The 25509-nt window shown below is 44.3% G+C and carries 16 protein-coding genes; 12 read left to right on the top strand and 4 right to left on the bottom strand.

The features are described 5' to 3' along the window. Positions 1-21: 21 nt before the first annotated feature. Positions 22-378, bottom strand: a complete 357-nt coding sequence (locus tag DC077_RS09515; RefSeq protein ID WP_109217999.1) for a DsrE family protein — start codon at positions 376-378, stop codon at positions 22-24. A gap of 393 nt (positions 379-771) precedes the next feature. Between DC077_RS09515 and DC077_RS09510 the strand changes: the two genes are divergently transcribed. From DC077_RS09510 to DC077_RS09490, 5 genes are all read left to right on the top strand, one after another. Continuing rightward, positions 772-2847, top strand: coding sequence for a RelA/SpoT family protein (locus DC077_RS09510; protein ID WP_109202233.1), 2076 nt, complete (start codon positions 772-774; stop codon positions 2845-2847). 867 nt (positions 2848-3714) lie between these two features. Then, positions 3715-4872 carry a methionine ABC transporter ATP-binding protein gene (locus DC077_RS09505; protein WP_109217998.1) on the top strand — a complete coding sequence of 386 codons (1158 nt, stop codon included), beginning with the start codon at positions 3715-3717 and terminating at the stop codon, positions 4870-4872. 4 nt (positions 4873-4876) lie between these two features. Then, on the top strand, positions 4877-5551 hold the full coding sequence (locus DC077_RS09500; protein ID WP_109202230.1) for a methionine ABC transporter permease: 675 nt from the start codon (positions 4877-4879) through the stop codon (positions 5549-5551). 111 nt (positions 5552-5662) lie between these two features. Further along, positions 5663-6907, top strand: coding sequence for an acyl-CoA dehydrogenase family protein (locus DC077_RS09495; protein WP_109202229.1), 1245 nt, complete (start codon positions 5663-5665; stop codon positions 6905-6907). Positions 6908-6982: 75 nt separating this feature from the next. Continuing rightward, the gene (locus DC077_RS09490) at positions 6983-7843 is read left to right on the top strand and encodes a MetQ/NlpA family ABC transporter substrate-binding protein (RefSeq protein ID WP_109202228.1); all 861 of its coding nucleotides are present in this window, start codon (positions 6983-6985) and stop codon (positions 7841-7843) included. Positions 7844-7956: 113 nt separating this feature from the next. On the opposite strand, the gene DC077_RS09485 is transcribed toward DC077_RS09490, so the two are convergent. After that, complete coding sequence (locus tag DC077_RS09485; RefSeq protein WP_109202227.1) at positions 7957-8532, bottom strand: hypothetical protein; 576 nt, start codon at positions 8530-8532, stop codon at positions 7957-7959. A gap of 265 nt (positions 8533-8797) precedes the next feature. Between DC077_RS09485 and dbpA the strand changes: the two genes are divergently transcribed. Both dbpA and DC077_RS09475 read left to right on the top strand, forming a co-directional pair. Beyond that, positions 8798-10198: an ATP-dependent RNA helicase DbpA gene (dbpA, locus tag DC077_RS09480; RefSeq protein ID WP_164488754.1), complete on the top strand. Its 1401-nt coding sequence runs from the start codon at positions 8798-8800 to the stop codon at positions 10196-10198. 300 nt (positions 10199-10498) lie between these two features. After that, positions 10499-15856: a tetratricopeptide repeat protein gene (locus DC077_RS09475; RefSeq protein WP_109217997.1), complete on the top strand. Its 5358-nt coding sequence runs from the start codon at positions 10499-10501 to the stop codon at positions 15854-15856. Positions 15857-15930: 74 nt separating this feature from the next. Here the strand turns inward: DC077_RS09475 and DC077_RS09470 are convergent, their stop codons facing one another. Both DC077_RS09470 and glyA read right to left on the bottom strand, forming a co-directional pair. Further along, a complete protein-coding gene (locus tag DC077_RS09470) occupies positions 15931-16692 on the bottom strand; it encodes a YdcF family protein (RefSeq protein WP_109202224.1) in 762 nt (253 codons plus the stop codon). A 220-nt stretch (positions 16693-16912) separates the two neighbouring features. Next, on the bottom strand, positions 16913-18172 hold the full coding sequence (glyA, locus tag DC077_RS09465) for a serine hydroxymethyltransferase (protein ID WP_109202223.1): 1260 nt from the start codon (positions 18170-18172) through the stop codon (positions 16913-16915). A 646-nt stretch (positions 18173-18818) separates the two neighbouring features. Between glyA and DC077_RS09460 the strand changes: the two genes are divergently transcribed. From DC077_RS09460 to ychF, 5 genes are all read left to right on the top strand, one after another. Beyond that, positions 18819-19484 carry a protein-L-isoaspartate O-methyltransferase family protein gene (locus DC077_RS09460; RefSeq protein ID WP_109202222.1) on the top strand — a complete coding sequence of 222 codons (666 nt, stop codon included), beginning with the start codon at positions 18819-18821 and terminating at the stop codon, positions 19482-19484. 678 nt (positions 19485-20162) lie between these two features. Then, on the top strand, positions 20163-22412 hold the full coding sequence (gene parC / locus DC077_RS09455) for a DNA topoisomerase IV subunit A (protein WP_109202221.1): 2250 nt from the start codon (positions 20163-20165) through the stop codon (positions 22410-22412). Positions 22413-22490: 78 nt separating this feature from the next. Next, positions 22491-23147, top strand: coding sequence for a 50S ribosomal protein L25/general stress protein Ctc (locus tag DC077_RS09450; RefSeq protein WP_109202220.1), 657 nt, complete (start codon positions 22491-22493; stop codon positions 23145-23147). A 37-nt stretch (positions 23148-23184) separates the two neighbouring features. After that, positions 23185-23745, top strand: coding sequence for an aminoacyl-tRNA hydrolase (gene pth / locus DC077_RS09445; protein WP_094567763.1), 561 nt, complete (start codon positions 23185-23187; stop codon positions 23743-23745). Positions 23746-23770: 25 nt separating this feature from the next. Next, on the top strand, positions 23771-24865 hold the full coding sequence (gene ychF, locus DC077_RS09440) for a redox-regulated ATPase YchF (protein ID WP_109202219.1): 1095 nt from the start codon (positions 23771-23773) through the stop codon (positions 24863-24865). Positions 24866-25509: the final 644 nt, after the last annotated feature.

Below are 25509 nucleotides of genomic sequence, written 5' to 3'. Positions count from 1 at the left end.
ATGCTTTATGCAGCTTATATTTTATGGCTTAAGGTAAGCAAAACCATTATTTTGATCTTCCACAATGCTGATAATTCCAACAGGAACAATCTCAATCTTTGAGGGCGTCGTGGGAGGATTGAGCATCTCCGGCGTCACATTTTGGCCAACAAGTGAGTTATTGCAAGCAAAGAAGTGGATATTAGGATCATTAATGGCGGTGATCTGCTCTCTAATTTTAGGGTCAAGATAGCCTTGAATCGCATTGACATTCGCCACAACATGAATGGTATAGCTATCGCGCAGACCTTTCACTGAGTTGTTGATATTGTTGATAACAGTCTGCCACTTTTCGAGATCACTAATATGAATGACTAATTTAAACATATGAGTAGACATATGAGCTCCTTATAGGAATGCTTAAAATGGGGAATGCTTAAAAAGGGGATACCCCCACGAATGAAGCAATGTGAGAGATCTTCAATCTATGATTATCTTTCACCTCTTCAATTATCTATATTATAGTGTTGTAAAGAGGTTGTATATATAATCGATGTCATACGGATGATCATTATGGATGCCATCTAGAATAATATCTAGAGATTAACTGGAGATTATCTTTGAGTATCGAGGTGAGTGGAGATTTTAAAGGGATCTCTACTGAAAATGCCCATTTGTGCGCTATTTCACCCTGTTAAATATTTCTTAGATCATTGCAATAGCTCGGTGAATTGCTTACTATTTTTGGGTATAAAAACTAAAATAAAACAAAATTGAGATGGAGAAGTAGATGTGTCAAAGTCAATTACATTGACCGCTCTCCTTGAGTGGCTACAAAGTAAAGAAGCGACGTGGAAGCCGGAATATTATGAGGCCTGTATTAAACATCAGGAGCACCCTCTCTTTAAGATGGCCTTAGAGACGGCATTCTATCTAGAACAGTTAGAGATTGAGGCGATGCCGCAAGTGGCGCTGATCCTCTTTGTTTTAGGCGTTCCGGTTGAAGAGCAACCTGAAGGCACACGAAAATTTATCCAATATCTTGGTGTTGTTAACTTCTTAACCTCAGGGGCGATCTCCCATGAGAAGTCGCCAGAGACTTTGAGGAAGATGTTTTTAGCCTTTGCAGAAGATGTGCGCGTGATTGTGGTGATGCTCGCCTATCAGGTAATTGTAATGCGCAATGCCCGAGATTCTCAGGAGGAGAAGCAGCGCCTTATTGCCCAAAATACCAATACAATCTTTGCCCCCATCGCCAATCGTTTAGGACTTGCGCAGATCAAATGGGAGCTTGAGGATTACGCTTTTCGCTTTTTAGAGCCCGATTTTTATCGAGAGATCGCCTCTAAGCTTGATGGTAAACGGCAGGTGCGTGAGCAATATATCTTAGATGTGATCGAGATGATCGAGCGATTATTAGCAGAGCATCAGATTGAAGGCGAGGTGACAGGGCGCGTTAAGCATATCTACAGTATTGCCCGGAAGATGCGGCAGAAGAATCTTGCATTTGAGCAGCTCTATGATATTCGAGCCGTTCGGATCTTAGTGGATAGCACTGCAGATTGTTATGCGGTATTGGGAATGATTCATGATCTTTGGACCCCGATTCCTCGAGAGTTTGATGATTATATCGCCAATCCTAAGCCCAATGGTTATCAGTCGCTCCATACGGTAGTTTTAGCGCCGGAGGATCGTACACTTGAGGTACAGATTAGAACGCATCAGATGCACAATGATGCTGAGAAGGGGGTTGCCGCTCACTGGAAATATAAAGAGGGGCGCGGAACTTCGATCGATCAAGCGGACCTTAACTGGTTGCGTGATCACTTAGATCGTGTTTTAGAAGAGGGTGAAGAGCAGATTACTGAAGAGAGTATCTTCAATGAGAATGTCTTCGTGATGACGCCTGCCGGTGAGCCTATTGAGCTGATCGCCGGTTCAACGCCTCTCGACTTTGCCTATAAAATTCATACCGGTTTAGGGAATCGCTGTCGGGGAGCAAAGGTCAATGGTGCAATTGTTCCGCTCACCTATGTGCTGCAAAATCGGGATGTTGTTGAGATCTTAACAGGTAAGCTCCCTAATCCTAGTCGTGATTGGATGTCGCCCCATTTAGGCTATACCGGCTCGAGCCGAACACGTTCTAAGATTCGTGCTTGGTTTAGAGCGCAAGAGATCGAAAGTAATCTGCAAGCTGGAAAGCAGATGGTGGAGAAAGAGCTTGCACGCCTCAATGTTCGCCTCAGTGATGAGGAGTTACGCCGTCTTGCAAGTCGATTGCACTGCACGAGCCTTAATGATCTCTATGCCAATATCGGTGCCGGTGATATCACGATCGCTCAACTTCTCTCTCGATTGCCGGGGGAGAAGCCTAAGAATAACTTCGATCCGGAGTTGATGGTTCGTCCACAGAGTAAAAAGGCACAAAGTGGTATTCAGGTTAAGGGAATGGGAAAACTCTTAACCAATATTGCCACTTGCTGTAAACCCGCACCGCCCGATCTTATCGGGGGTTATATTACAATCAATCGTGGCGTGACGATTCATCGCATCAACTGTGTTAACTATCAAAATATGTTAGAGCAGCATCCTGAGCGGGAGATTGATGTGGATTGGGGCTCTACTGATGAGCGGGTAGTACAAGCAGATATTCATGTTACAGCTTATGCGAATGTGGATCTGCTCCAAGAGATTAGTCAGTTAGTCTCTGCCGAGCATCTGAAGATCACCAATATGAATATGAAGAGTGAGGCCGATGATACGCGTTCGATCAGCTTTACATTAGAGATCAATCATGTGGATCAATTGAGCCGGCTCTTAGATCGAATCAACCAGATCCCCGCAGTTTTACAGGCGTATCGAAAATAGTTGCTGCAGTATCGGAACTTCAATCAGTCATGCGGCATCAGAAGAGATGCTAAAGAGATGCTGACAGGATCATGAAGAGTCTATATGAGGAGTCTACTTTTAAAGTAGGCTTTTTTTTTGGATCAAAGTCCCTATTAGGATCTACTAGATGGATCTATTAGGCTCTACTGGCAAATAGATTGAGCGGTAGAAGAGAAGTGGGAAAAAACCAATTACCTATTGTTTTTATATGATAAGTATGCTTTATTATAGAGACTCTCTAAAAGAGTGAGCGAAAGGTATTGATCGAATCTCTATTAAGCAGTGATCGAACTCTGATCGAACATTAATCGACCATTGATTAGGAAGATCGGCAAAGCCCTCTTTGAGAGTTGAGAAACAATCATCCGTGAGAAGAGTACTCGTGAAGATTGCGCTTTCACGTAAAAGATTGAATAATTGTGGGTTGTCATCGAGTTTGATGATGGCACTAATGGGTAGAGTAGAGATCGTTTTGATCAGCAATCGTTGAGTTTATCACCTGATGAAAGTTGAAGGTGGGATGAATCCGCCAAAGAGTCAGACAAAGCGTTAGTCACAGCGTTAATAGAAGTAGTTGAACGATTGCATCTAAAGAGCGATTTAATTGAATTGAAAAGGAACAATAGAGATGAGTGGAGAGATAGAGCGACCGCTATTGAGAAGAGTAGGCCCCCTTATTGGCGTAGCGCATTTCGTTGTGTTATCGATGAGTATGATGATTCCTCGGTTGATGATGACTTCGCGAATGCTTTGCTCGATGGCACGCTGTTGTCATTTTTATCAATCCCTATTTCAGGCTTTATTTCAATTCTCTTTACACCTCGTTAATAAAATGGAGAGACCCCAGTGATTCAATTTAAAAATATTTATAAAACATACCTCCGCAATGGTGTTGAGACTGAAGCGTTAAAGGATGTCACGCTACATATTGAAAAGGGTGATATTTTCGGCGTTATCGGCTATAGCGGTGCGGGGAAGAGTACCCTGATTCGTCTAGTGAATGATATTGAGAGCCCGACAAGGGGCGAGGTTATTGTTGATGGGCGCAATCTTGCTACCTATACTCCTAAAGAGCTACGTTTAGCGAAGAAGAATATCGGCATGATCTTTCAGCACTTCAATCTTTTAGAGACAAAGAGTGTTGCTGAGAATATTGCTCTTCCGCTAACACTCAATGGTAAGCATTCAAAGGCGGAGATCGATGCGCGAGTTGAGGAGTTGTTAAATTTTGTCGAGCTTCCTGATAAAAAGCACGCCTATCCACGAGAGCTCTCTGGTGGACAGAAGCAGCGAATCGGTATTGCACGAGCGCTTGCAAATAATCCTAAAATCTTACTCTGTGATGAGGCGACATCGGCGCTCGATCCACAGACGACCATTGCGATTTTAGATCTTCTTAAAAAGATCAATCAGGAGCAGGGGGTTACCATTATGATGGTCACTCACCAGATGGAGGTGGTGGAGTATCTCTGTAATAAGGTCGCGGTGATGGAGAAGGGGCGTGTTGTCGAAACTGGCCGTACAATCGATCTCTTTGGTAATCCTGAGCAACCCACGACAAAGAGCTTTGTCCGTACCGTTATTGGCGATTCGATTCCTGAGCGGGTATTAGCTAACTTAGATGACCCTTCCATTGAAGATATCTACCGCTTTGAATTTTTAGGTCGTTCAGCGCAGGAGCCGGTGATCAATGAGTTGATTTTGAAAGGGGATGTTGTGATCAATATTCTCTTTGCCAATATGATCGAGATTGAGGGGAATATTTTAGGAAGTACCTTTGTGCAGATGAAGGGCGCGCCGGAGAAGGTTGCAGAGGCGATCGCTTTCCTTCGATTCCATGGCGTTCGTGTAACACATGAAGGATCGAAGAAGTCGATCAATATGAGTCAACGGACCTTAAACCTAAATAGTAATGCAAATGATGCAAATGATGCAAATGGTGCAAGTGATGCGCGCAAGCAGCAAACCGCTGCAAGAGAATCCACAAATAGAGTAGAGGAGTAGCGAGATGTTAGAGTGGTATTTAGAGAAGTTTCCAACGCAGATTACATTAGATCAATTTCTACAAGCGTGCTGGGAGACAGTGGTCATGGTGAGCGTTTCACTCTTGATCGGTATTATTATTGGCTCCTTAATTGGTATCACCTTAGTATTGACTCGCCCAGGAGGAATTCGTCCTCATAATGGGATCTACGTGGTTCTTAACTGGATTGTCAATATTACAAGATCGCTCCCCTTTATTATTCTTTTAGTGGCGATCCTCCCCTTTACAAAATGGTTAGTACAGACTTCGATCGGAACACCGGCGGCGATCGTTCCTTTAGTGGTCTATATTTCCCCCTTTATCGGTCGATTAGTAGAGAGCTCTCTGCTTGAGGTGGATAAAGGCATTATTGAAGCGGCAAATTCCATGGGTGCAACGACATTTCAAACAGTTTGGAAGTTCCTCTTACCTGAGGCGCGTGGCTCATTGATCTTAAACTTCACCACAGCGATTATCGGTTTGATAGGAGCAACAGCAATGGCAGGCGCAGTAGGTGCCGGCGGAATTGGGGATTTAGCGATTAACTACGGCTATCACCGTTACGATAATGTTGCGATGTTTTATACCGTGATCACCTTGATTATTGTGGTTCAGACGATTCAATCATTAGGAAATTTCTTAGCAAAACGTTATCGCTAGGATCTAACTACTTGCCTCTATCGGCAGATTAGATCGATCCATTCATCACTCTATTTTTATCTATCTGTACGCTCTTTAGCGTGCATTCGGTCAACTCATCTTGGAGAAAGTATGACAGCACAATTTGACGGAGAATTTCCGGCAGAATCTCAGATCGAGTCTCAGGAAGAGGCAACATCGACACTACTTAAAGCGGCGATTGCCGGCGAGATCAATCTTTTAACCCTAACTAGTCGTGAACGCTTAGCTATCGTTGCAAAAGTGGCACGCTACTTTAAGGCGCATGCCGAGAAACATGATCGTGCCGGCACCTTTCCTTTTGAAAATTATCAATTATTGCGGGCGATTCGCTTCCCGGCATTAACTATTCCTAAAGCGCTCGGTGGTGGAGGGATCTCCCTAGAGGAGATGTTACGACTACAGGCGGAGATCGCTAAAAATGATGGCTCAACAGGATTGGCGATCGGCTGGCATATGGGGATTAGTAAACATCTTGGGGAGAGTGATCTTTGGGAAGAGTCGCTCTACCGGGAGTTTGCCCAAGAGGTGATTGCGAAGGGCGCATTGATCAATAACGCAGCAACAGAAGCCGCAACGGGAAGCCCAACACGAGGGGGAAGGCCGGAGACAACAGCGGTAAAAGAGGGGGAGAAGTGGCGTCTTAATGGTCGAAAAACCTTTACTACGCTCTCACCGGTTTTAGATTATTTTGCCGTTAGCGCCTCGATTGAGGGGAGTGATCAGGTAGCAAGCTTTCTTGTGAGAAGGGAGCTTCCCGGTGTATCGATCGAGGAGAGCTGGGATTCGATAGCGATGAGCGCAACCGGCAGTCATGATCTCGTTTTAGAAGATGTTCTTTTAGAATCACGCGATTTAGCTCAATATCTCACGCCGGGCGTTAAGGTACCACAAGGGTGGTTACTCCATATTCCTGCGGTCTACTTTGGGATTGCAACCGGTGCTTATGAGGAGGCGCTCTATTTTGCAAATCATTATCGTTCAAATGCGATGCCGGCGCCGGTGGGGAGCTTTCCAACGGTTCAGCAGAAGTTAGGTGAGATCCGCGTTCTGCTACTGTCGATGGAGTATTTCCTCTTTGGTGTTGCAGCAAAGTGGGATAGTGCCGATGCCGAGATTCGAGCAACAATGGGGGAAGAGCTGAGTGCAGTGAAGGTCACAATTGTTAATCAAGCTTTGAAGGTTGTAGATCTTGCTATGCGTATTGTCGGCGCAAGAAGTCTCTCTCAAGCTCATCCGCTATCGCGGGCTTATCGCGATGTCCGCGCCGGTCTCCATAATCCGCCGATGGAAGATATGGTCTACACCCAACTGGCAAAGAATGTTTTGGCGTTCTAGAGCGATTATCGCCAAGAATTGATCGAAGTTGTATGTAATTGTATATACGTAATTATAAAAATAAGGAGAATAAAGATGAGGGTCTGGTCGGAGTATTTGAGAAAGCGATTATCAAAAAGAGGGATACAGTTTTATAAGAATATTAGTCGATGGGCATTAGTGATTGTGATTGGTTCCTTAGTGATGGCATGTGGAAAGTCAGATGAGAAGACGATCGTTTTAGGATTCGGCCCCTCTACTTATGCTGAGCAATTTGAGTATGGGATAAAACCTATTTTAGAGAAAGAGGGATATGATGTTCGTGTGAAGATTTTTTCACAAAATATGCAGATCAATCCAGCATTAATCGGTGGAGATATTGATGTTGCCGGTCATCAGAGTGAAGCGTATATGAAGAAGATGAATCAGGAGCTTAAAGGGAATATGGTAAAGCTTGCGGATACTGCTAGCGCACCACAATCTTTACGTTCTAATAAATATCAATCTTTAGATGAGGTTAGAGCAGGAATGAGAGTTGCAATTCCTAATGATCCTGTCAATGGAGAGAGAGCCGCTCGAATATTAGAATCGATTAGCTGGGTTGAGGTGACAAATGATGATGTCTCAAGATTTAGTGTCAATGATATTAAATCGCTCAATGGTATTGAAGTGATAGCCTTAGATCCAGCGCAAGGCTTACGTGTTCTAGATGAGGTGGATTATGCCGTGATTAATGGTAACTATGTTGCAAGTGCTGGTTTAAAAATTAGTGATGGTCTGGTCGTTGAGAAGACGCCGGCAGAACATGTTGTTATTATTGTCATTAGAGAAGATGATGTAGAAAAACCGTGGGCGCAAGCACTTAAGTCAGCTTATGAATCTTCGGAATTTGAGAGTTATATTAAAAGTGAACCGCTTTTCGATGGTTTTATTCTCCCAAAAGCCTGGGAGCGATAGGATTGCTCTGATCATAGGCTTCATGATATCGATGTAGTTAAGCGTTAGTATCCGCATCACATCAGTATCACATCAGCTTACATCAGAGAATGAGAGGGGCATCGCCCCTTTTTTTATTTCTGTTGCGGCTGTTGTTTCTGCTTCTGTTGCTGTTCGATTCTCGTTAATACCGCTTTCCGTCGCGCTTCTCGCCTTTGTTGAAGATATTCACTCACTGATCCCTCTTCAATAATATCGATCAGCGTTTTCACTTCTGATGCTACCTTTTTCCCCTTTTTAGGGGATGATCTCGATTTTTTCAGGGGTGTTGCCGGTTGCGCAGGGAGTTGTAGTTGCATCTCTCTCACTGCTTTTGCTGGAGAGTGTTTTTCTTTCAATCCCGTTTGTAAGTCTGAATGATTGCCGGCGGGTGGCTCGGGCTTTTTGGGATTTCCAAATCGATAATGATGGACCACTTCAATAATATAGACCGAGAGAAAATATCCGATTGCAGAGCCGATCAGGATGAGAAAGAGTAAGAGAAGCTCACTTGAGATGAGTGCAAAGAAGCCAAAAGTGGCATTGATGGAGATGCCAGCAGTCGGGCGAAGAAAGGTATTATATTCCTGCGAAAATAGGGAGCTGATCATCGGTATGAGGGTAAAGATCGTGATTAAAAGTAGAATGCCATTACTATTGATTGAACTCATCGATCTTCTCTCCGCTTTAAATATCAGATTCTCTTTTCAAAATTTTGACTAGAGAGGGCTAACTAAAAGATCATTATTATAACCTATTGATCCTATGTCGATCTATTTGTTGTCAATCATACTATCGCTACATAAGGTTGATGATCAGGGTCAGGATCGAGGGCTTGGTGGGATTTGAGATGCAGGAGAGAGGAATAAGAGATGTTATTCTGGCTAAATTTCAGTATCATCTCTCTTTGTTTCTATTGATAAGTGAGTCCTATTTGTGTCTACTATAAATTTTACTGATCTCTCCCTTCCTAAAGCGCAACTACAAAATTTAGAGGCGTTGGGATATCACCAGATGACCCCGATTCAGGCGAGTTCGCTCCCGGCCATCTTAAAGGGGCAAGATCTGATCGGTCAGGCGCAGACAGGAAGTGGTAAAACCGCGGCTTTTGGTATCGGCCTTCTGGAAAAGATCGATCTGAAGCGCTTTACAACACAAGGATTGGTGATCTGTCCGACAAGAGAGCTTGCTGAGCAGGTTCGTCAAGAGATTCGGCGATTAGGGCGTTATCTGCCCAACTTAAAAATTTCGGCAATCTGTGGAGGCGCTCCGATTCATCGGCAGATTCACGCTCTTTCACAACATGCACCCCATATTGCTGTCGGAACGCCGGGGCGATTGCTCGATCATTTAGGGCGCGGTACGCTCGATCTTTCCGAAGTAGCGGTCTTAGTACTCGATGAGGCAGATCGGATGCTCGATATGGGATTTGCCGATGAGGTTGCTCAGATCATTAGTTACCTGCCTAAAAAGCGACAGACGCTCCTCTTTTCCGCCACTTTTCCAGAAGAGATACGCCGAATGAGCCGTCAATTTCAGCATCGACCGAAAGAGGTGGTTGTGGAAGCGGTTGCAGAGAATCAGCCTAAAATTGCCCAATCGGTCATTCTGCTCGATGATGGGCGCGATAAGCTTGCGGCGACGGCAGCACTTCTTTATCAATATCAGCCACCCTCTTGTGTGATCTTCTGTAATACCATTGCAACCACCATTGAAGTGGCCACATTTCTGCAAGAGCAGAGAATTGATGCTTTAGCGCTCCATGGCGATCTCGATCAAAAAGATCGAGACCAAGTCCTTATTCAATTTAGCAATCGGAGTTGCCGAGTCTTGGTGGCCACCGATGTTGCTGCAAGAGGGCTCGATATTGATGATCTCTCTTTGGTTCTTAACTTTGATGTCCCCTTCGACCCTGAGGTCTATATTCATCGAATTGGGCGTACAGGACGAGCAGGGAAGGAGGGGCGCGCCTTTACCTTCTCTTTGACAGAGAAGCAGCAACGGATCGAGATGATCGAAGCGGCATTAGGGGAGACCATTTCCCGTTTATCGGCAACAGAATTAGATGAGAGATCTACCGCTCCTAGAGCGCCCTTAAAAGCAGAGATGGTCACGATTGAGATCAATGAGGGACGCAAAGCGAAGATCAGTGCCGGAGATATCTTAGGTGCGCTTACTGCTCATCAAGAGATAGCAGGCAGTGATGTGGGGAAGATTACCCTTATGCCGATGAAGGCTTATGTTGCCGTGAGCCGTAAGGTGGCAAAATTAGCGGTAGATCAGATCTGGCGTCGCCCAATTAAGGGGATTGAGTGTCGTGCGAGAGTCTTAAGATAGGGTGGAATATTAATAAGATTATTAATAATACTATTAATGAGATAAATAATATATCAGAAAGATACTTTAGAGATGTTGAAGAGATGTTGGGGAGATATCAGAGAGATATCAGATCTAGGTCAGGAAATCTTTAAATTGAATCTCATGATATGACATTGAGGGTGATTAAACTCTTTTAGGTAGATATTTTAGTGGAAATTTATGTCATAATTTCCACTATTTTTTTGTGATTGTGATTGTGATTGTGATTGTGATTGTGATTGCGATCTCCCTTTTACTTTCTCCTCTGATAAGGCCTCTATGAAAAAACTGACCCTCTCGCTAGCGATGACCTCTCTTCTCTATCTCTCCTCTCCTAGCGCGATGGGTGATATCGTTTCAGGATTTGATGCCTTAATAGCAGGCGAGGGGGAGCAGGCGTATCAACACTTTGTCGCAGAATCAGAAAGCGATAGTAATGCCGCCTTTATTGTGGGGATGTTCTACTACTATGGGGTGGGTGTTCCGCAAAATGATCAGCAAGCGACAAGATGGTTACTCAAAGCCGCAGAGGCGGGAAATGCTGAGGCGCTCTACAATTTAGGCTATCTCCGTTTGGCAGAAAAATTACCGGTAACAGAGAAGGATCGATCGGGGTTAGAACTTCTATTAGCGGCAAGCGATGCCGGGATAGAGGATGCGGTGATTCTTCTAGCGATCAATATGATTGAAGAGGAGGGGGTGCCGGCAACATTCTTTACAGAAGCGTTGAGAGATCGTCTCTTTAAACAATTAACGGAGATTTTAGCAGAGAATGGCTCTAATGCCGGGTTAGCGGGGATGATTTTAGCAAGTCTATCGATCTATTCCTTCCCGTTTAATGATTCAGAGCCTAACTATCCGCGTGCGGTAGCGCTACTCGAAGAGAGTTATGCCAAGGGTTTTATGCCCGCTGTGTTGGGGCTAGCAACACTCTATAGCGAGGGGGGATATGGCTTAGAGATCGATCCGATCAAAGCAGCAACCTATGAAGCGATCATATTAGAGAACTTTGCGATATTCACGCAATTGACCGATCTTTTCCCCAAAGAGCACTCTTTCTACCGCATTATGACCCCTGAGCAGTATGGTCGCTATCTAACTAATTTAGAGAGTGCTGGGACAAAGGGCTCTGTTCCCGCCTTACTGCAACTGATCTATCACTATGAAGGGGGCGAAGGGAGCGAGAAAGATCCTGCAAAAGTAGCGCATTATAGGGAGATGCTTGCCCATTTAGGAACCGGCGAGGCATGGTATGCATTAGGATTGATGCAGGTGGAGGAGAATGATTCACAAGCGAAGCAATCGATGCAGTTAGCAGCAAAAGAGGAGTATCTTCCTGCGATTCATTGGCTGAGTGATTCTTTCAACTATGGATGGAATGATGATAGCTCTGTGATTGCGCAATATGAGTTGCAAGGCGCTCGCTTAGGAGATTCACGCTCCATTAAAGCTGTGGTTGATCGTCTCTATGATGAGCTCTCTAATGTAGGTTGGTGGAATGAGAGTAGCCGACCGCTTGCAATAATTGAGAAGGAGCTCTACGAGTGGCTGATTGAGTGGCAGCGGGTTGCCCCAAATGAGTCACAGCCCTATCTTGAGTTAGCAGAGGCTTATAAGCAAGGGTTAGGGGTTACTAAAGATCCTAAAATGGCATTGAAGATGCTACAGCAGGGAATTGACAATGTAGCGTCACATCAACAATTACTTCTCGATCTAGCCGATTATTACCGATTAGGTTTTGGTGTGGAGCGAGATCCTAGTGCGGCGATGGGTTACTACTTGCAATCAGAAGCGATGGAGAGCACCTTGCAAGGGTTAGAAGGGGTTATAGCGCTCTATCTTGAGAGTGATGGTTTTCAGCAGATCTTGCCGTCAAATAGTGATCACTCTAATCATGGTAAGGATAGAGAAGATGAGATCAAAGCGCGTAGGACTGATCTATCGCCAATAACGCTGTTAGAACTCTATGAAGTTGCACTTATACCAGCGCTTGCTGAGAAGATGGCACTAGAGGCAACTCAAAAAGGTGCACTTTTAAGCGATGAGGCTATCTCAACACTTCTCTTTGATCATCTATTAGATCGCCTAGAATTACTGCTCGGGATTGAAGGATATGAATCACGTTATAGTTATCTTCTTGCAGATCGATATATGGCGCAATATTGGACTCTACTAGCACAAGTGAAAGAGGATCACTGTGTCACAGAGGATCAAGCGGAAGCATTAAATCACCTATTAGAATTGGCAAGCAGTTACTATCGCGGGGCTTCTGATCTCAGTGAGCAGGCTCATCTTCATGCGGCAGAGGCAGAGATTGCATTAGCTAAAGTGCCGATGTTGTTAGCTTCAGGGGAAATGGGTGTTGATGAAGCGGTTCAAGAGCGCTACCTGAGAGCCGCGAGCCACAATCTACAACAAATTCAGACACTTTTCTTAACAGAAGCGGAGCTTGCCGAAGCTTTTTTAGATCTTCAAGAAAACTTTGATGATCGTTCTCGATTTCTCAATAGTGATGAGACTGATCGGGCTTATCAGAGCCTATTTCAGGTGATAGAGGAACTTCCTGCGTTACAGAGTTGGTATGGTGAGCAGTTGATCCCGAGTAATCCTGCTGCCTTTGAAGCATTGAAGACTCATTATGAGGCTAAAGCAGGTGAGCTACCTGAATTTGCTCAATACTATATTGCACGCAATCAGATTATGACGGGCGATGGTGCGGGATATCTTATAGTGCAGAAGTTGGCGAAGAATCATTATCTTCCGGCACTCTATCAGTTAGCAGATCGCTATTGGGAGGAGGATGCCCTTCTAATTGCCACCTTGGGGGGATCTCAACAAGATCGACTCTTTTGGTTAGAGCAGGCGGCACAATTAGGGGAGGATGAGGCGCTCTATCAGCTTGCTGAGATCTACTACGAGCAGAATGCGCCTACCCTTTTAGCGCCGGGAGAGAGCGATCGCCAAGCGATTCTCTATTATCAGCAATTGAGTGATCCCGATTATCGATTTGCTAAGTATCATCTTCGAGAAGCAGAAGAGCGGTTAGAGCGATATGAGGCGATTCAGCAAGGCGTTGCGCAAAATGATGCTGAAGCACTCTATCTACAATCTCAGATCTACCGTTATGGTGAGTATGGTGCTTTAATTGATCTTGAAAAGGCTGACGCTCTCTTGATCGAGGCTGCAGAGGCGGGATCAATAGCAGCAATACAGGCTTACTACAATCAATATGCATACGAGATGACGCTAGATGAAGCAACGCGTGAGCGCTTCAATCGTTACCATATTATCTATGTTGAGATTACTCATCGAGACTGGGAGACACAGCGTTTAGCGGATCGCTATCTTAAAGGTGATCGTATTGCCGAGAGTCGAGAGAAGGCGCGTTACTACTATCAATTTGCGCTTGAGAATGATCCCAATAGTAGTGCGAGCTACGATCTTCGGCAGATGGATGCTTTTGATCACAATATCCTCCTCGCTCAGAAGGGCAATGGTCAAGCGATGTTGGAGGTGGGTCGAGCATATCAAAATGGCATGGGGGTGAAAGAGGATCAAAAACTGGCATATGAATGGCTACAGCGTGCGGCGGAAAGTGGTGATCGAGATGCTGCCTTTTACTTTGGTGTTATTGCTCAAGAGGGGGTGATCGATCAGCAAGGAACGGTTGTTATTGCCCCAAATTGGGAGTTAGCACTTGCCTGGTATGACAAAGCCTCTCCTCGCTTTAAAGGGGCGATTGAGGGGCGAGTAGAGCGCTATGAAAGCCTCTACCAACCAGCCGCGGCGGGTGATCCTACGGCACTATTAGCCTTAGGGGATCATCACGCTCAGCAATATCGCTCAGATGAAGGTCCTTATGATCTTTCAATGGCACATTACTACTATGAAGCGGCGCTTCAAAAGGGAGAATTAAAGGCGGAGCTAGCGCTATTGCAGCTCCTCGAGGGGGAGGAGCGTGCCGATTATCTTGAGCGACTCTTAAAGCTCAGCGATGAGGATGAGCGCTATCAACAGCCCGATTTTCAAGTTGCACTGATGGCGATTTTAGTAGCACAATCTCAGCGGGCATTAGATGCTAGCTCGAATGAAGCGATGGATGCCAGATTAGATCTTGAGCAGCTACAATTTGCCATTACCCAATTGCAGGCTATCGCGGCAGAAGAGAGAAATGAGACCGCGACGCGAATAGCAGCTCTTCGTACGCTTCTTGCTCTCTATCAGCGCGATTATAAGATAGCTGGCGAGCAGATGGCAGCGCCTGGTTTTGAAAAGAGTTATGCAATTGCATTAGAGTTGGGAAAATCGCAACCGATCGTTAAACGATTACTTGCCGAGACCCGTTATGCTCAAAGGGAGAAAGAGGCTCAAGCAGAAGCTTTACAGCTCTGGCAAGAGGCGGGCGAAGAAGGGGATTATATCTCTCTGATTCAGCTCTATCGCCATCTTTTACCTCGCACCTATGATAAGGTCAGTTTAGCTGATCTTGATGCCTTAGATTCACTCTCTCGACAATATTTAGCAATTGCGCCTGAGTATCCTATCGGCCCAACTGCTTATCAGGAATTTATAAAGCGCAATGATGAGATAGAGGGCATTCTGGATAATAGCGCACGGGCAGAGATCTGCTTGATGCTTGCAGAGCTCTGGCAGGAGAATGGGATCGACTTTATCGGTAATCCTCAAAAAGCGCACTATTGGTATCAACAATCTCTCAAATATACGGTGGATAATAAGGTGGTAGCAAAACTCCTCAAACAAGCAGAGAGTGAGTATGCAGCGCTGACAGAGAAGCTAGCGCCATCAGCTTCAGAGAGTCGTATTGCAACTTCGGCGTTTCTCTATTCAACGCCATATTCGCTCCCATATTTAATGGAGATCTACCTCTATGGCGCTACTTTAGAGCAGCTTTCAGCGTTAGATTATCCTTTTGATCTTTTAACGCCGCCACAACGATTTGCGCTCAGTCAGTTAGCAGAGCGTTATCAAAATCGTCGCGATTATCCTGATCAATGGGTGATAGTAGAGACCTTACAAGATCTCGATGCGGGAAATCATTACGCAGCCTATCGTATGGGGGAGTATTATCTCAATGGCCGTTATATCCGTCCTAATCTTGAAAAGGCGCTCTATTACTATCAATTAGCGGGTGAGTTGGGGATTGCGGATGCCTATAATCGTCTTGGAAATCTCTATCGAGAGGAGCAGTATGGAATAACACCCGATTATGTGAAGGCACTCTCCTACTTTGAAAAGGGTGCTGCATTAGGGGATAGCAATACCGCCCATCTTGCCGGTGATTTACTCTACTTTGGGATAGGGGGGATAACGCCCGACTATCAGCGCGCATTCGATTATTACGATCAGACTGATCTGATGACAGGAAGTCACCATGCTTTAGCTAAATATAAACAGGCAGAGATTCTATATCGGGGATTATTGAAGCCGATGACGCTTGAAGATTTTGCAGAAGCTCAGCGTCTCCTCTTAGTGGCCGCTCAACATGGCAATTCATTGGCGATAGAAGCACTCAAGGATTGGAGTTATGAGGCAGGGTTAGCGGCTTCAGAAGAAGCAGCGGCAGAAGTAGCGGAGGAGATCGAGATGGAAGCAGAACCTGAAGCAGAGATCAAATAGAGAATAAATAGAGACTAAATAGGGGGTTGACTCTCTTTTAAAGGGTTGTGAGCGGCTACTTTTACGTTCTATTTTTACTCACTATCTTCACTCTCCATTTTAACCGCTTGTGGCGCTGATTGATTGTCGGTGAGTGCTTCTGTTTGAGGATAATCTCGTAACCAAGAGTTAAGGTAAGCGAGTGGTTCGCGAATATGGGCGATCAACCAAGGTTTGATTCTCTGGGGCGTTGGGCTCCCTAATCCATAGATTGCCTCCCAAGGGAGTGCGCTTCGCTGTGCTAACATCAATGATCGAGGAAGATGAAAGTCATTGGTGATAATTAAGGGGTTTTTCACCGTAATCCCCGCTTTTTGTAGCACCTGATCGCTCTTGATAAATTGCTCGGCAGTTCGGGTAGAGCTCTCTTCAACTAAGATCTTCTCATCGGGAACGCCAAGATCGAGGAGATAACGCTTCATCACGGTGGCTTCACTCTCTGGCAGTGAGTCAGGGTAACCTCCAGAGGTGATAATAAGCAGATCAGGATGTTGCTGCCAATAGTGAAAGGCTAAATCGAGACGTTCTGCCAATGTGGCTGTTGGGCGAAGGGGATCGCCTTCAATCTTTGCGCCTAAGACAATGATCAGATCGATCTTCTCAGTTGCCTTATCGCTTAATTGCCGATATTGCTCGCTCTGATAGTGAATAATAGTATTGCCGATGATAAAGAAGAGCAGGAGTGCAACTAAAAATCCGATCAAGAATCCGATCAAGAGGCGGCGTAAGCGATCTATCTTTCGTGGGAGATTGCTCTTGGGAGCTAAGGTCTCTTTAAATGCTCGGTTCTGGGACATGGTCAAGCCTTCTAAGTCTTCTATAAGTAGTTATAAATCGGTTATAAAGCGGCTATAAAAAAGGTTATCCCAGCGAAGGGATAACCTCTATTGAATGGAGTGTCGTTAGCGATTTAGATCTACATCTGTTCTACATCTGATCGAGATCTAAACGCATAACTCTCTTTTACTCGATTCTTCTTTAATTCTTCTCTAATCGATGTTCTTTTTGCTACTTTTATTACACCACTGAGTCCGGATAGACAGGGAATTTATCACAAAGAGAGACAACATTTTTCGCAACACGCTCAATCACCGAGTCATCATCGATATTATCTAAAACATCGCAGATCCAGTTTGCAAGAAGATCACATTGTGCTTCTTTAAAACCACGTGTAGTGATTGCAGGTGTTCCAATACGGATACCTGAGGTGACAAAAGGAGATTGCGGGTCATTGGGAACAGAGTTCTTATTGACGGTAATATTTGCGCGACCTAATGCTTCATCCGCTTGTTTACCTGTTAAACCGCGATCGATCAGATCTACTAACATTAAGTGGTTATCAGTTCCGTTTGAAACAATTTTATAACCGCGTGATTGGAAGACGCGAGCCATTGTTTTGGCATTAGCGATAACCTGCTTTTGGTACTCGACAAACTCAGGTTGTAATGCCTCTAAGAATGCAACCGCTTTCGCTGCAATCACATGCATTAATGGACCGCCTTGAATCCCTGGGAAGATTGCTGAGTTGAGCTTCTTCTCAAGTTCTGGACGATTTTTACAGAGGATAAGACCACCACGAGGACCGCGAAGGGTTTTGTGGGTTGTGGTTGTGACCACATCAGCATAATCGATCGGGTTAGGATAGAGACCTGCAGCGACTAAGCCGGCAACGTGGGCAATATCGGTAAAGAGATAGGCACCTACTTTATCGGCAATTTCACGGAAGCGTTTAAAATCGAGTGTTTTTGAGTAAGCAGAGAAGCCGGCAACAATCATTTTAGGTTGATGTTCAAGCGCAAGGCGCTCAACTTCATCATAATCGATTAAACCATTATCATCGACACCGTAATGGACGGCATTGTAGGTCTTACCAGAGAAGTTGACCTTAGCGCCATGGGTTAAGTGACCCCCATGATCGAGGCTCATTCCCAAAACGGTATCACCAGGGCTTAAGAGTGCAAGGTAGACAGCACCATTTGCTTGAGAGCCTGAGTGCGGTTGGACGTTAGCATAATCTGCCCCAAAGAGTTTCTTTGCGCGCTCAATGGCAAGATCTTCAGCGATATCAACAAATTCACAGCCACCGTAGTAACGTTTACCCGGATAACCTTCAGCATATTTATTGGTTAATTGTGAACCTTGGAGTTCCATCACAAGTGGTGAGCAGTAGTTTTCAGAAGCGATCAACTCGATATGATCTTGTTGACGACGATTTTCTTGCTCAACAGCCTCAAAAAGGGCGGGGTCGAACGCTTTTAATGAGATATTTTTAAACATGAATCATTCCTTAGGGGTTAAGAACAAAAGATGTGGTGCGCTCTTAGTTTAGTTTTTCCGGCATAAGCTTGCAACTTAATTGTCATATCTGCGCTCAATGTTACTGCCTTAGAGAGCGGTGATTACCATAAGTTTCTTCACCGATATTTTACAGCGATCTTGATAGTGATCTTGATAACAATCTTTGTGGAGATCTTTATGGATTTCTTCTTTTAAGTCTCTGCTTAAAATAATCATCTGCGCTCCTGATAAGGGAGGGGCTGAAATGAGGGAGAGCAGGCTGAGAGATTGATGCGTGTCGATTTGTGCTTGAATAATTTCAATGAACTTTTGAATGGTGGTATGATGTGAGGCTTATAAAGTTAATTTAAGACTATTTGAGAAAACGATTCGGAAACGATTCAGAAACGATTCAGAAACGATTCAGAAACGATTCAAATCTATTTAAAAACAATTTAAAATTATTTAAAACAAGTTAACCGTGTCAATAATTGCTCTTTAGTGGGGTCGGTGAGGATCTTAATTATCCTTAAAATGCTTCTTTGATAGCATGCACCAAATTCAGTGATAACCGGTCAAATGGTCGCCGGCATAAACTGAGAAGAACGATTTCAGTGACGATTATTCGCTTTGGAAAGGTGGAAAAATGTTAGATAACGAACTTAAAATCCAACAAGCTCGCACAAATATGATTCAGCAGATGTTGAGACCTTGGAATATCCTCAATCAACGCGTCCTTGAGGTTTTCGATGTGGTACCACGTAATCATTTTGTCCCTAAAGAGTATGAAGGTCTTGCCTTTTCGGAGACAAGAATTCCACTCAATGAGACCCATTTGATGTTACCGCCTACGTATGAAGGTCGTTTTCTTCAAGAGATCCGTATTGAAGATCATGAGCGCGTTCTTATTGTGGGAAGTGGTAGTGGATTTTTAGCAGCTTGTGCTTCTCGCTTAGGTAATGAAGTGGTTGCGGTTGATATTGTTGAGCGTTTTAATGTGAATGCAGAAGCGATTACTCGTGAATTGGGATATACCAATATCACCTATCAAACAGGGGATATTCGTGAGATCTATGAGACTTTAGGCTCTTTTGATGCCATCATCTTCACCGGTTCTCTGCCAGAGATGCCAGAAGCATATTTTGAGCTTCTCAATGAGAAGGGGCGAATCTTAGCGACAGTTGGTAAAAAGAATGCAATGCATGTAACACTCTTTACAAAAGTTGCGGGCGAAATTAGAACCGAGCCGGTCTATGAGCGTGATCTTGAGCGCTTAATCGGTTTTGAAGATAAAGCTGTATTTGAGTTTTAAGAAGATCTTACAACAATGATCTTGCAACACCATTCTTGCAACACTATTAAATGGTCGATACACCTATCGGTCGTCTTATAGTTTACTCGATATGTAGATTGATATGATTATCTCCTCAACCCATCTATCTCTTGGGATTAGATGGGTTTTTATTTACCACTATTTTATAGCGCCTTGAGATGCTCTTTGTGGTGTTGATTGATCTTATCGCTGCTATCATCGTAAATTTTTAGAGGCGCGAATAGATCTGTTGCCTGAATCTGTTGTCTGATCATCAATTTAGTAAATTTTACTTTATTAAACGTCATAAAATGTTATAAACCTACTTCTTTCTTACTTTCTTATTTTCTCACACACTTACTCGCTGATATCTCTGAGGAGCAATAAGCGTAAGTTAGTTGCTAACCTTTATTCGGCATCATTCTATTTAGAATCATCTTTATGATCGAATAGGCCTTAATCGAGATCGGGTTGAGGTCAAATTGAGGTCAAATTGAGGTCAAATTGAGGTCAAATTGAGATTTTAGTTGGGATTTTAGTTGGGATTCAGTTGAGATCTAGTTGAGACGAAAGATAAGTAAAGAGCATTGCAGACTCGATCGATCGAGTTGCAAGACACAATTGAAGCAATTGAGATAATTGAATGACTGTGTATTAATGTGAACAAATGGGAAGATTATGAGCCATCTAGCGAATAAAAACTTTGAAGTACAACCTGTCGCCGACTTTGCGCAAACAGCCTACTTAAACTACTCGATGTATGTGATCATGGATCGTGCACTCCCTTATATCGGAGATGGATTAAAGCCGGTTCAGAGACGGATCATCTATGCGATGAGTGAGTTAGGTCTCAATGCGTCAAGTAAACCGAAGAAATCAGCGCGGACGGTGGGAGATGTATTGGGGAAATATCATCCTCATGGTGATAGCGCCTGTTATGAAGCGATGGTCTTGATGGCACAACCCTTCTCCTATCGTTATCCGCTTGTTGAGGGGCAGGGGAACTTCGGTTCGCTCGATAATCCAAAATCATTTGCGGCGATGCGTTATACCGAATCGAAACTCTCCCGCTATGCGGAGCTTCTTCTTAAAGAGCTAGGGGAGGGAACGGTCGATTGGGTTCCTAATTTTGATGGTTCTCTCGATGAGCCTAAATTATTGCCGGCGCGCGTTCCCAATATTCTGCTCAATGGCGGAACCGGGATCGCAGTGGGAATGGCCACCGATATCCCTTCGCATAACTTGCGAGAAGTGGCGAAAGGGGTCTGTGCTCTCATTGATACGCCGGAGCTAACGGCTAAAGCGTTGCATAAAATTATCCCTGCACCCGATTATCCGACAGGCGGGGAGATTATCACACCGAAAGAAGAGCTCCTGAGCATCTATGAGAAGGGGCGAGGTTCGGTGCGCGTACGTGCAAGATATCGTGTTGAGAATGATGAGATTATTATCTATGAGCTTCCCTATCAGGTCTCAGGGGAGAAGATTCAGCAAGATATAGCGGCACAGATGCAGGCGAAAAAATTGCCGATGATCGATGATATTCGAGATGAATCCGATCATGATGAACCGGTGCGAATTGTGCTGATTCCCCGTTCAAATCGAGTCGATGTCGAGATGGTGATGAATCATCTCTTTGCTACAACGGATCTGGAAAAATCATTTCGTGTCAATATGAATATGATCGGCCTTGATCTTAAACCGAAGGTGAAATCATTAATTGAGATCCTTCGCGAATGGATCGAATTTCGCCGAGGAACAGTGATTCGTCGCTTAACATTCCATAAAAATCGTATTGAGAAACGGCTACATCTCCTAGAAGGGCTCTTAATCGCCTTCTTAAATCTCGATGAGGTGATCCGTATTATCCGCTTTGAGGAGGAGCCTCGGGCGGAATTGATCGCGCGCTTTGATCTCAGTGAAGCGCAGGCAGATTATATTTTAGAGACAAAATTGCGTCAGCTTGCCAAATTAGAGGAGATGAAGCTTAAAGGGGAAGAGGCTGAACTTCGAGCTAAATTAGAGGAGATTATGGCGCATCTTAATGATCCGGCGATGATCGATGCTTTGATTAAGCGGGAGATTACGGAAGATGCTGAAAAGTATGGCGATGATCGACGCTCTAAAGTTGTTGAGCGAGAGGCGGCGGAAGCGATTGATGAATCCACATTAGTCTCGAGTGAGCCGGTGATGGTTGTATTGTCGAAGATGGGTTGGGTGCGTGCTGCGAAGAGCCTCGATATCGATCCTGAAGGCTTAAGTTATAAGACAGGAGATGGCTTTTTGACCGCCTGTATCGGGCGGAATAATCAGCAACTGGTCCTCTTTGATAGTACCGGTCGTTGCTACAGTACGCCGGCCCATACACTTCCCACAGCTAGAACGCAGGGTGAGCCTATTACTGCGCGGATCAATTTAGCAGATGGTGCGAAGATTGAGCAGATTATCCTCGATAAAGAGGAGAGTCACTATCTCTTGAGCGCTACAAATGGTTATGGCTTTATCGGTAGTTATAGTGAGTTTTTAACCCGTCAGCGTGCGGGGAAAGCGATGATCAATCTCAATGATGGCGCGGTGATGCTCCCGCCCCAAAAAATTGAGGATATTGAGAATCAATGGGTTATTGCCGTAAGTGAGCAGGGGCGTTTCTTAGTCGTGCCATTACGTGAATTGCCACAGATCGCAAGAGGAAAGGGGAATCAGATTATCGGCATTCCCGGCGCTCAATTTAAGGCGAAAAAGGATTCTCTTGTTGCAACTTTAGTCTTCTCAAATGAGGATACGCTTGAGGTTGAGTATGGCAAGCGTCGCTTTAAATTAACCCCAAGTGAGTGGCAACCGTTGATTGATGAGCGGGGCAAAAGAGGGGAAGAATTACGCGTTAATTTGAAGTTAAAGTCGATTACGATTGCAAATAGAGCGGAATAGACTTATAATTTCGGGCTTAATAGTTACAACTGGTCGCGGTTGTAACGCATTTTAAACACTTTTAATTGGAGCTAACCAATGTCAAATTACTATTTTGAAGGTACCGTACGTTCGGATATGGGTAAAGGTGCGAGCCGCCGCCTACGTCGCGAAGGTAACATTCCTGCAATTATCTATGGCGCAGATAAAGATGCTGTAAGCCTCGTTTTAAACCATAACGAAGTTTTAAAGCGCTTCCGTCATGAAGATATCTACACTTCAATCGTTGATGTGATTATCGATGGTAAAAAAGAGTCTGCGATCCTCCGTGATGTTCAGCGCCATCCTTATAAGCCAATCATCACTCATTTAGACTTTATGCGCGTACGTGCAGACGAAGCAATCGTTGTTGATATCCCTGTTGTTCTCCTTAACGAAGAGAAAGCAAAAGGTGTTGTTAACGGTGGTATCGTTTCACTTCATGAAGCGACATTAGCTGTTTCATGTTTACCAAAAGATCTTCCACATGCGATCGAAATCGATATTGCTAATTTAGATGTTGGTGAGCATCTCATGATCTCTGATATTCCTGCGATCCCAGGGGTTGAGTTTGTGAATATCATGAATGAAGAAGAGATGAATGATCAGCCTGTTGTTGCAATTGTTGAGCCACGTGCTGCAGTTGAAGCAACTGAAGAAGAAGGCGAAGAAGCAGCTGCTGAAGAAGCAACAGAAGAAGCTGAAGATAAAGAGTAATTCATCACTCTTGTTACTTTTAACTGAGTAATAGATAATGATTAAAATGATTGTAGGTCTTGGGAATCCAGGACTTCAATATGCAAAAACCCGCCACAATGCGGGTTTTTGGTTTATTGATAGTATTAGGAATGCACCACTTTCTCTCAATAATCGCTTTAAAGGATTGGTGGGAGAGCAGCTCTTTGGCTCGCAGAAAGTCTATCTTTTAGAGCCTGAGACCTTTATGAATAAAAGTGGTGATGCCGTTGTTGCACTTGCGCTCTTTTATAAGATAATGCCAGAAGAGATCTTAGTGGTTCATGATGAACTCGATCTTGCGCCGGGTGTTGCTCGCTTTAAAAAGGGGGGCGGACATGGTGGCCATAATGGTTTAAAGAGCATTATTGAACGATTAGGCTCCCGTGATTTTATGCGCCTTCGCATCGGAATTGGGCATCCTGGGCACGCCTCATTGGTATCGAGCTACGTCTTAACGAAGACGCCAGAGAAGGATGAAGCTGAGATCTTCCAAGCGATAGATGCTGCTCGCGCGGTTTTACCGCAATTTGTAGCAGGTGAATATGAGAAAGCGATGAATGAGCTTCATCGTCGATAGAACAGTTTGAGTTAAAGGAAATTTTATGGCTATTCAGTGTGGGATTGTAGGTCTTCCAAATGTTGGTAAGTCGACACTTTTTAATGCATTAACAAATGCGGGCATTGATGCCGCAAACTATCCATTCTGTACCATTGAGCCCAATGTTGGGCGAGTCAATGTTCCTGATGAGCGCTTAGCGCCGTTGGTAAAGATCGTCAATCCTGAGCGTGTTCAACAGACCTATATCGACTTTGTTGATATTGCCGGGTTAGTTGCCGGCGCCTCAAAAGGTGAAGGTTTAGGGAATCAATTCTTAGCAAATATTCGTGAAACAGATGCGATTGCACATGTGGTTCGCTGTTTTGAGAATGATGATATTGTTCACGTTTCAGGGCAGGTTAGTCCGATCGATGATATCGAGGTGATCAATACAGAACTCTCTTTAGCGGATCTTGCAAGTGCTGAGCGTGGTTTACAGCGTCTTGAGCGTGTTGCTAAGGGGGGTGATAAGACGGCTGTTGCTCAGGTAGCGCTCTTAAAAGAGAAGGTTATTCCAACCCTTAATGAGGCAAAGAGCTTACGTTCTTTAGGCTTAGATGCTGATGAGCGTCTTCTCTTAAGAGATTTCCACTTCTTAACCATGAAGCCTGTTATGTATATTGCAAATGTGAATGAAGATGGATTTGAGAATAACCCTCTTCTTGAAGCAGTAGAAGCTTATGCCGCTGAGGAAAACTCCTTTGTTGTGCCGATCTGTGCGGCAATTGAAGCTGAGATCTCGCAGTTAGAAGATGAAGATAAAGAGATGTTTTTAGCTGATATGGGCTTTGAAGAACCCGGTTTAAATCGCGTTATTCGTGGTGGTTATCAACTTCTTGATCTTGAAACCTACTTCACTGCCGGTGTGAAAGAGGTGCGTGCATGGACCATTAAAAAAGGTTCAACAGCGCCACAAGCGGCCGGTGTTATTCACACAGACTTTGAGCGTGGCTTTATTCGTGCTGAAGTCATCGCTTATGATGATTTTGTTGAGTTTGGTGGTGAAAACGGTGCGAAAGAGAAGGGTAAAATGCGTCTTGAAGGAAAAGATTATATCGTGCAAGATGGCGACATTATCCACTTCCGTTTCAACGTTTAAACGTTGAAATTCAATATTGAGGTTTAACATTTCAATGATTATTTGCTATTAGTGATAAATGACGGATTATTTACGAACAGTTATTGATAGATATTGATAGCTACTAATAGCCATTATGTAAAACGGTAAAACCTCGTTTATCTCAGCATATGAGAGAAGAATCACTGCACTATTGCAGTGATTTTTTTTGCTTATTCGGCAGTGAAGATGCCAATTGGCGGGCATGCATTTGTTATAAGAATGAAATAGTAGGTTCCCGCCGCTCAACAAGTCTTCTTAAGAATCATTCATCAACAAAACAGGCTGAATGCTGCCGGATCTTACCATCGCGTTCTTCCACAAATCACACGCCGGCAGTCGGCAATCATTCGATTGCCAGAATCGTTCTTATCTTTATAAAAGCCGATGAGTTGCCGGTCCTCACTATCGCATTTTTCCATCAATCGCGCGCCGGCAAATATTGCTACTTTAGCGATATAATCCTCGGTGATGAAAGCGCCGACTGGCGGGCATGCGCTTGTTATAAGAATGAAATAGTAGGTTCCCGCCGCTCAACAGATCTTCTTAAGAATCACTCATTAACAAAATAGGCTGAATGCTGCCGGATCTTACCATCGCGTTCTTCCACAAATCACGCGCCGGCA

Origin of the sequence: Ignatzschineria cameli, from assembly GCF_003121895.1 — a bacterium.
Lineage (GTDB): Bacteria > Pseudomonadota > Gammaproteobacteria > Cardiobacteriales > Wohlfahrtiimonadaceae > Ignatzschineria > Ignatzschineria cameli.
Note: the sequence above shows the minus strand (reverse complement) of the source record. Positions and strands in the feature narration are given on the sequence as shown.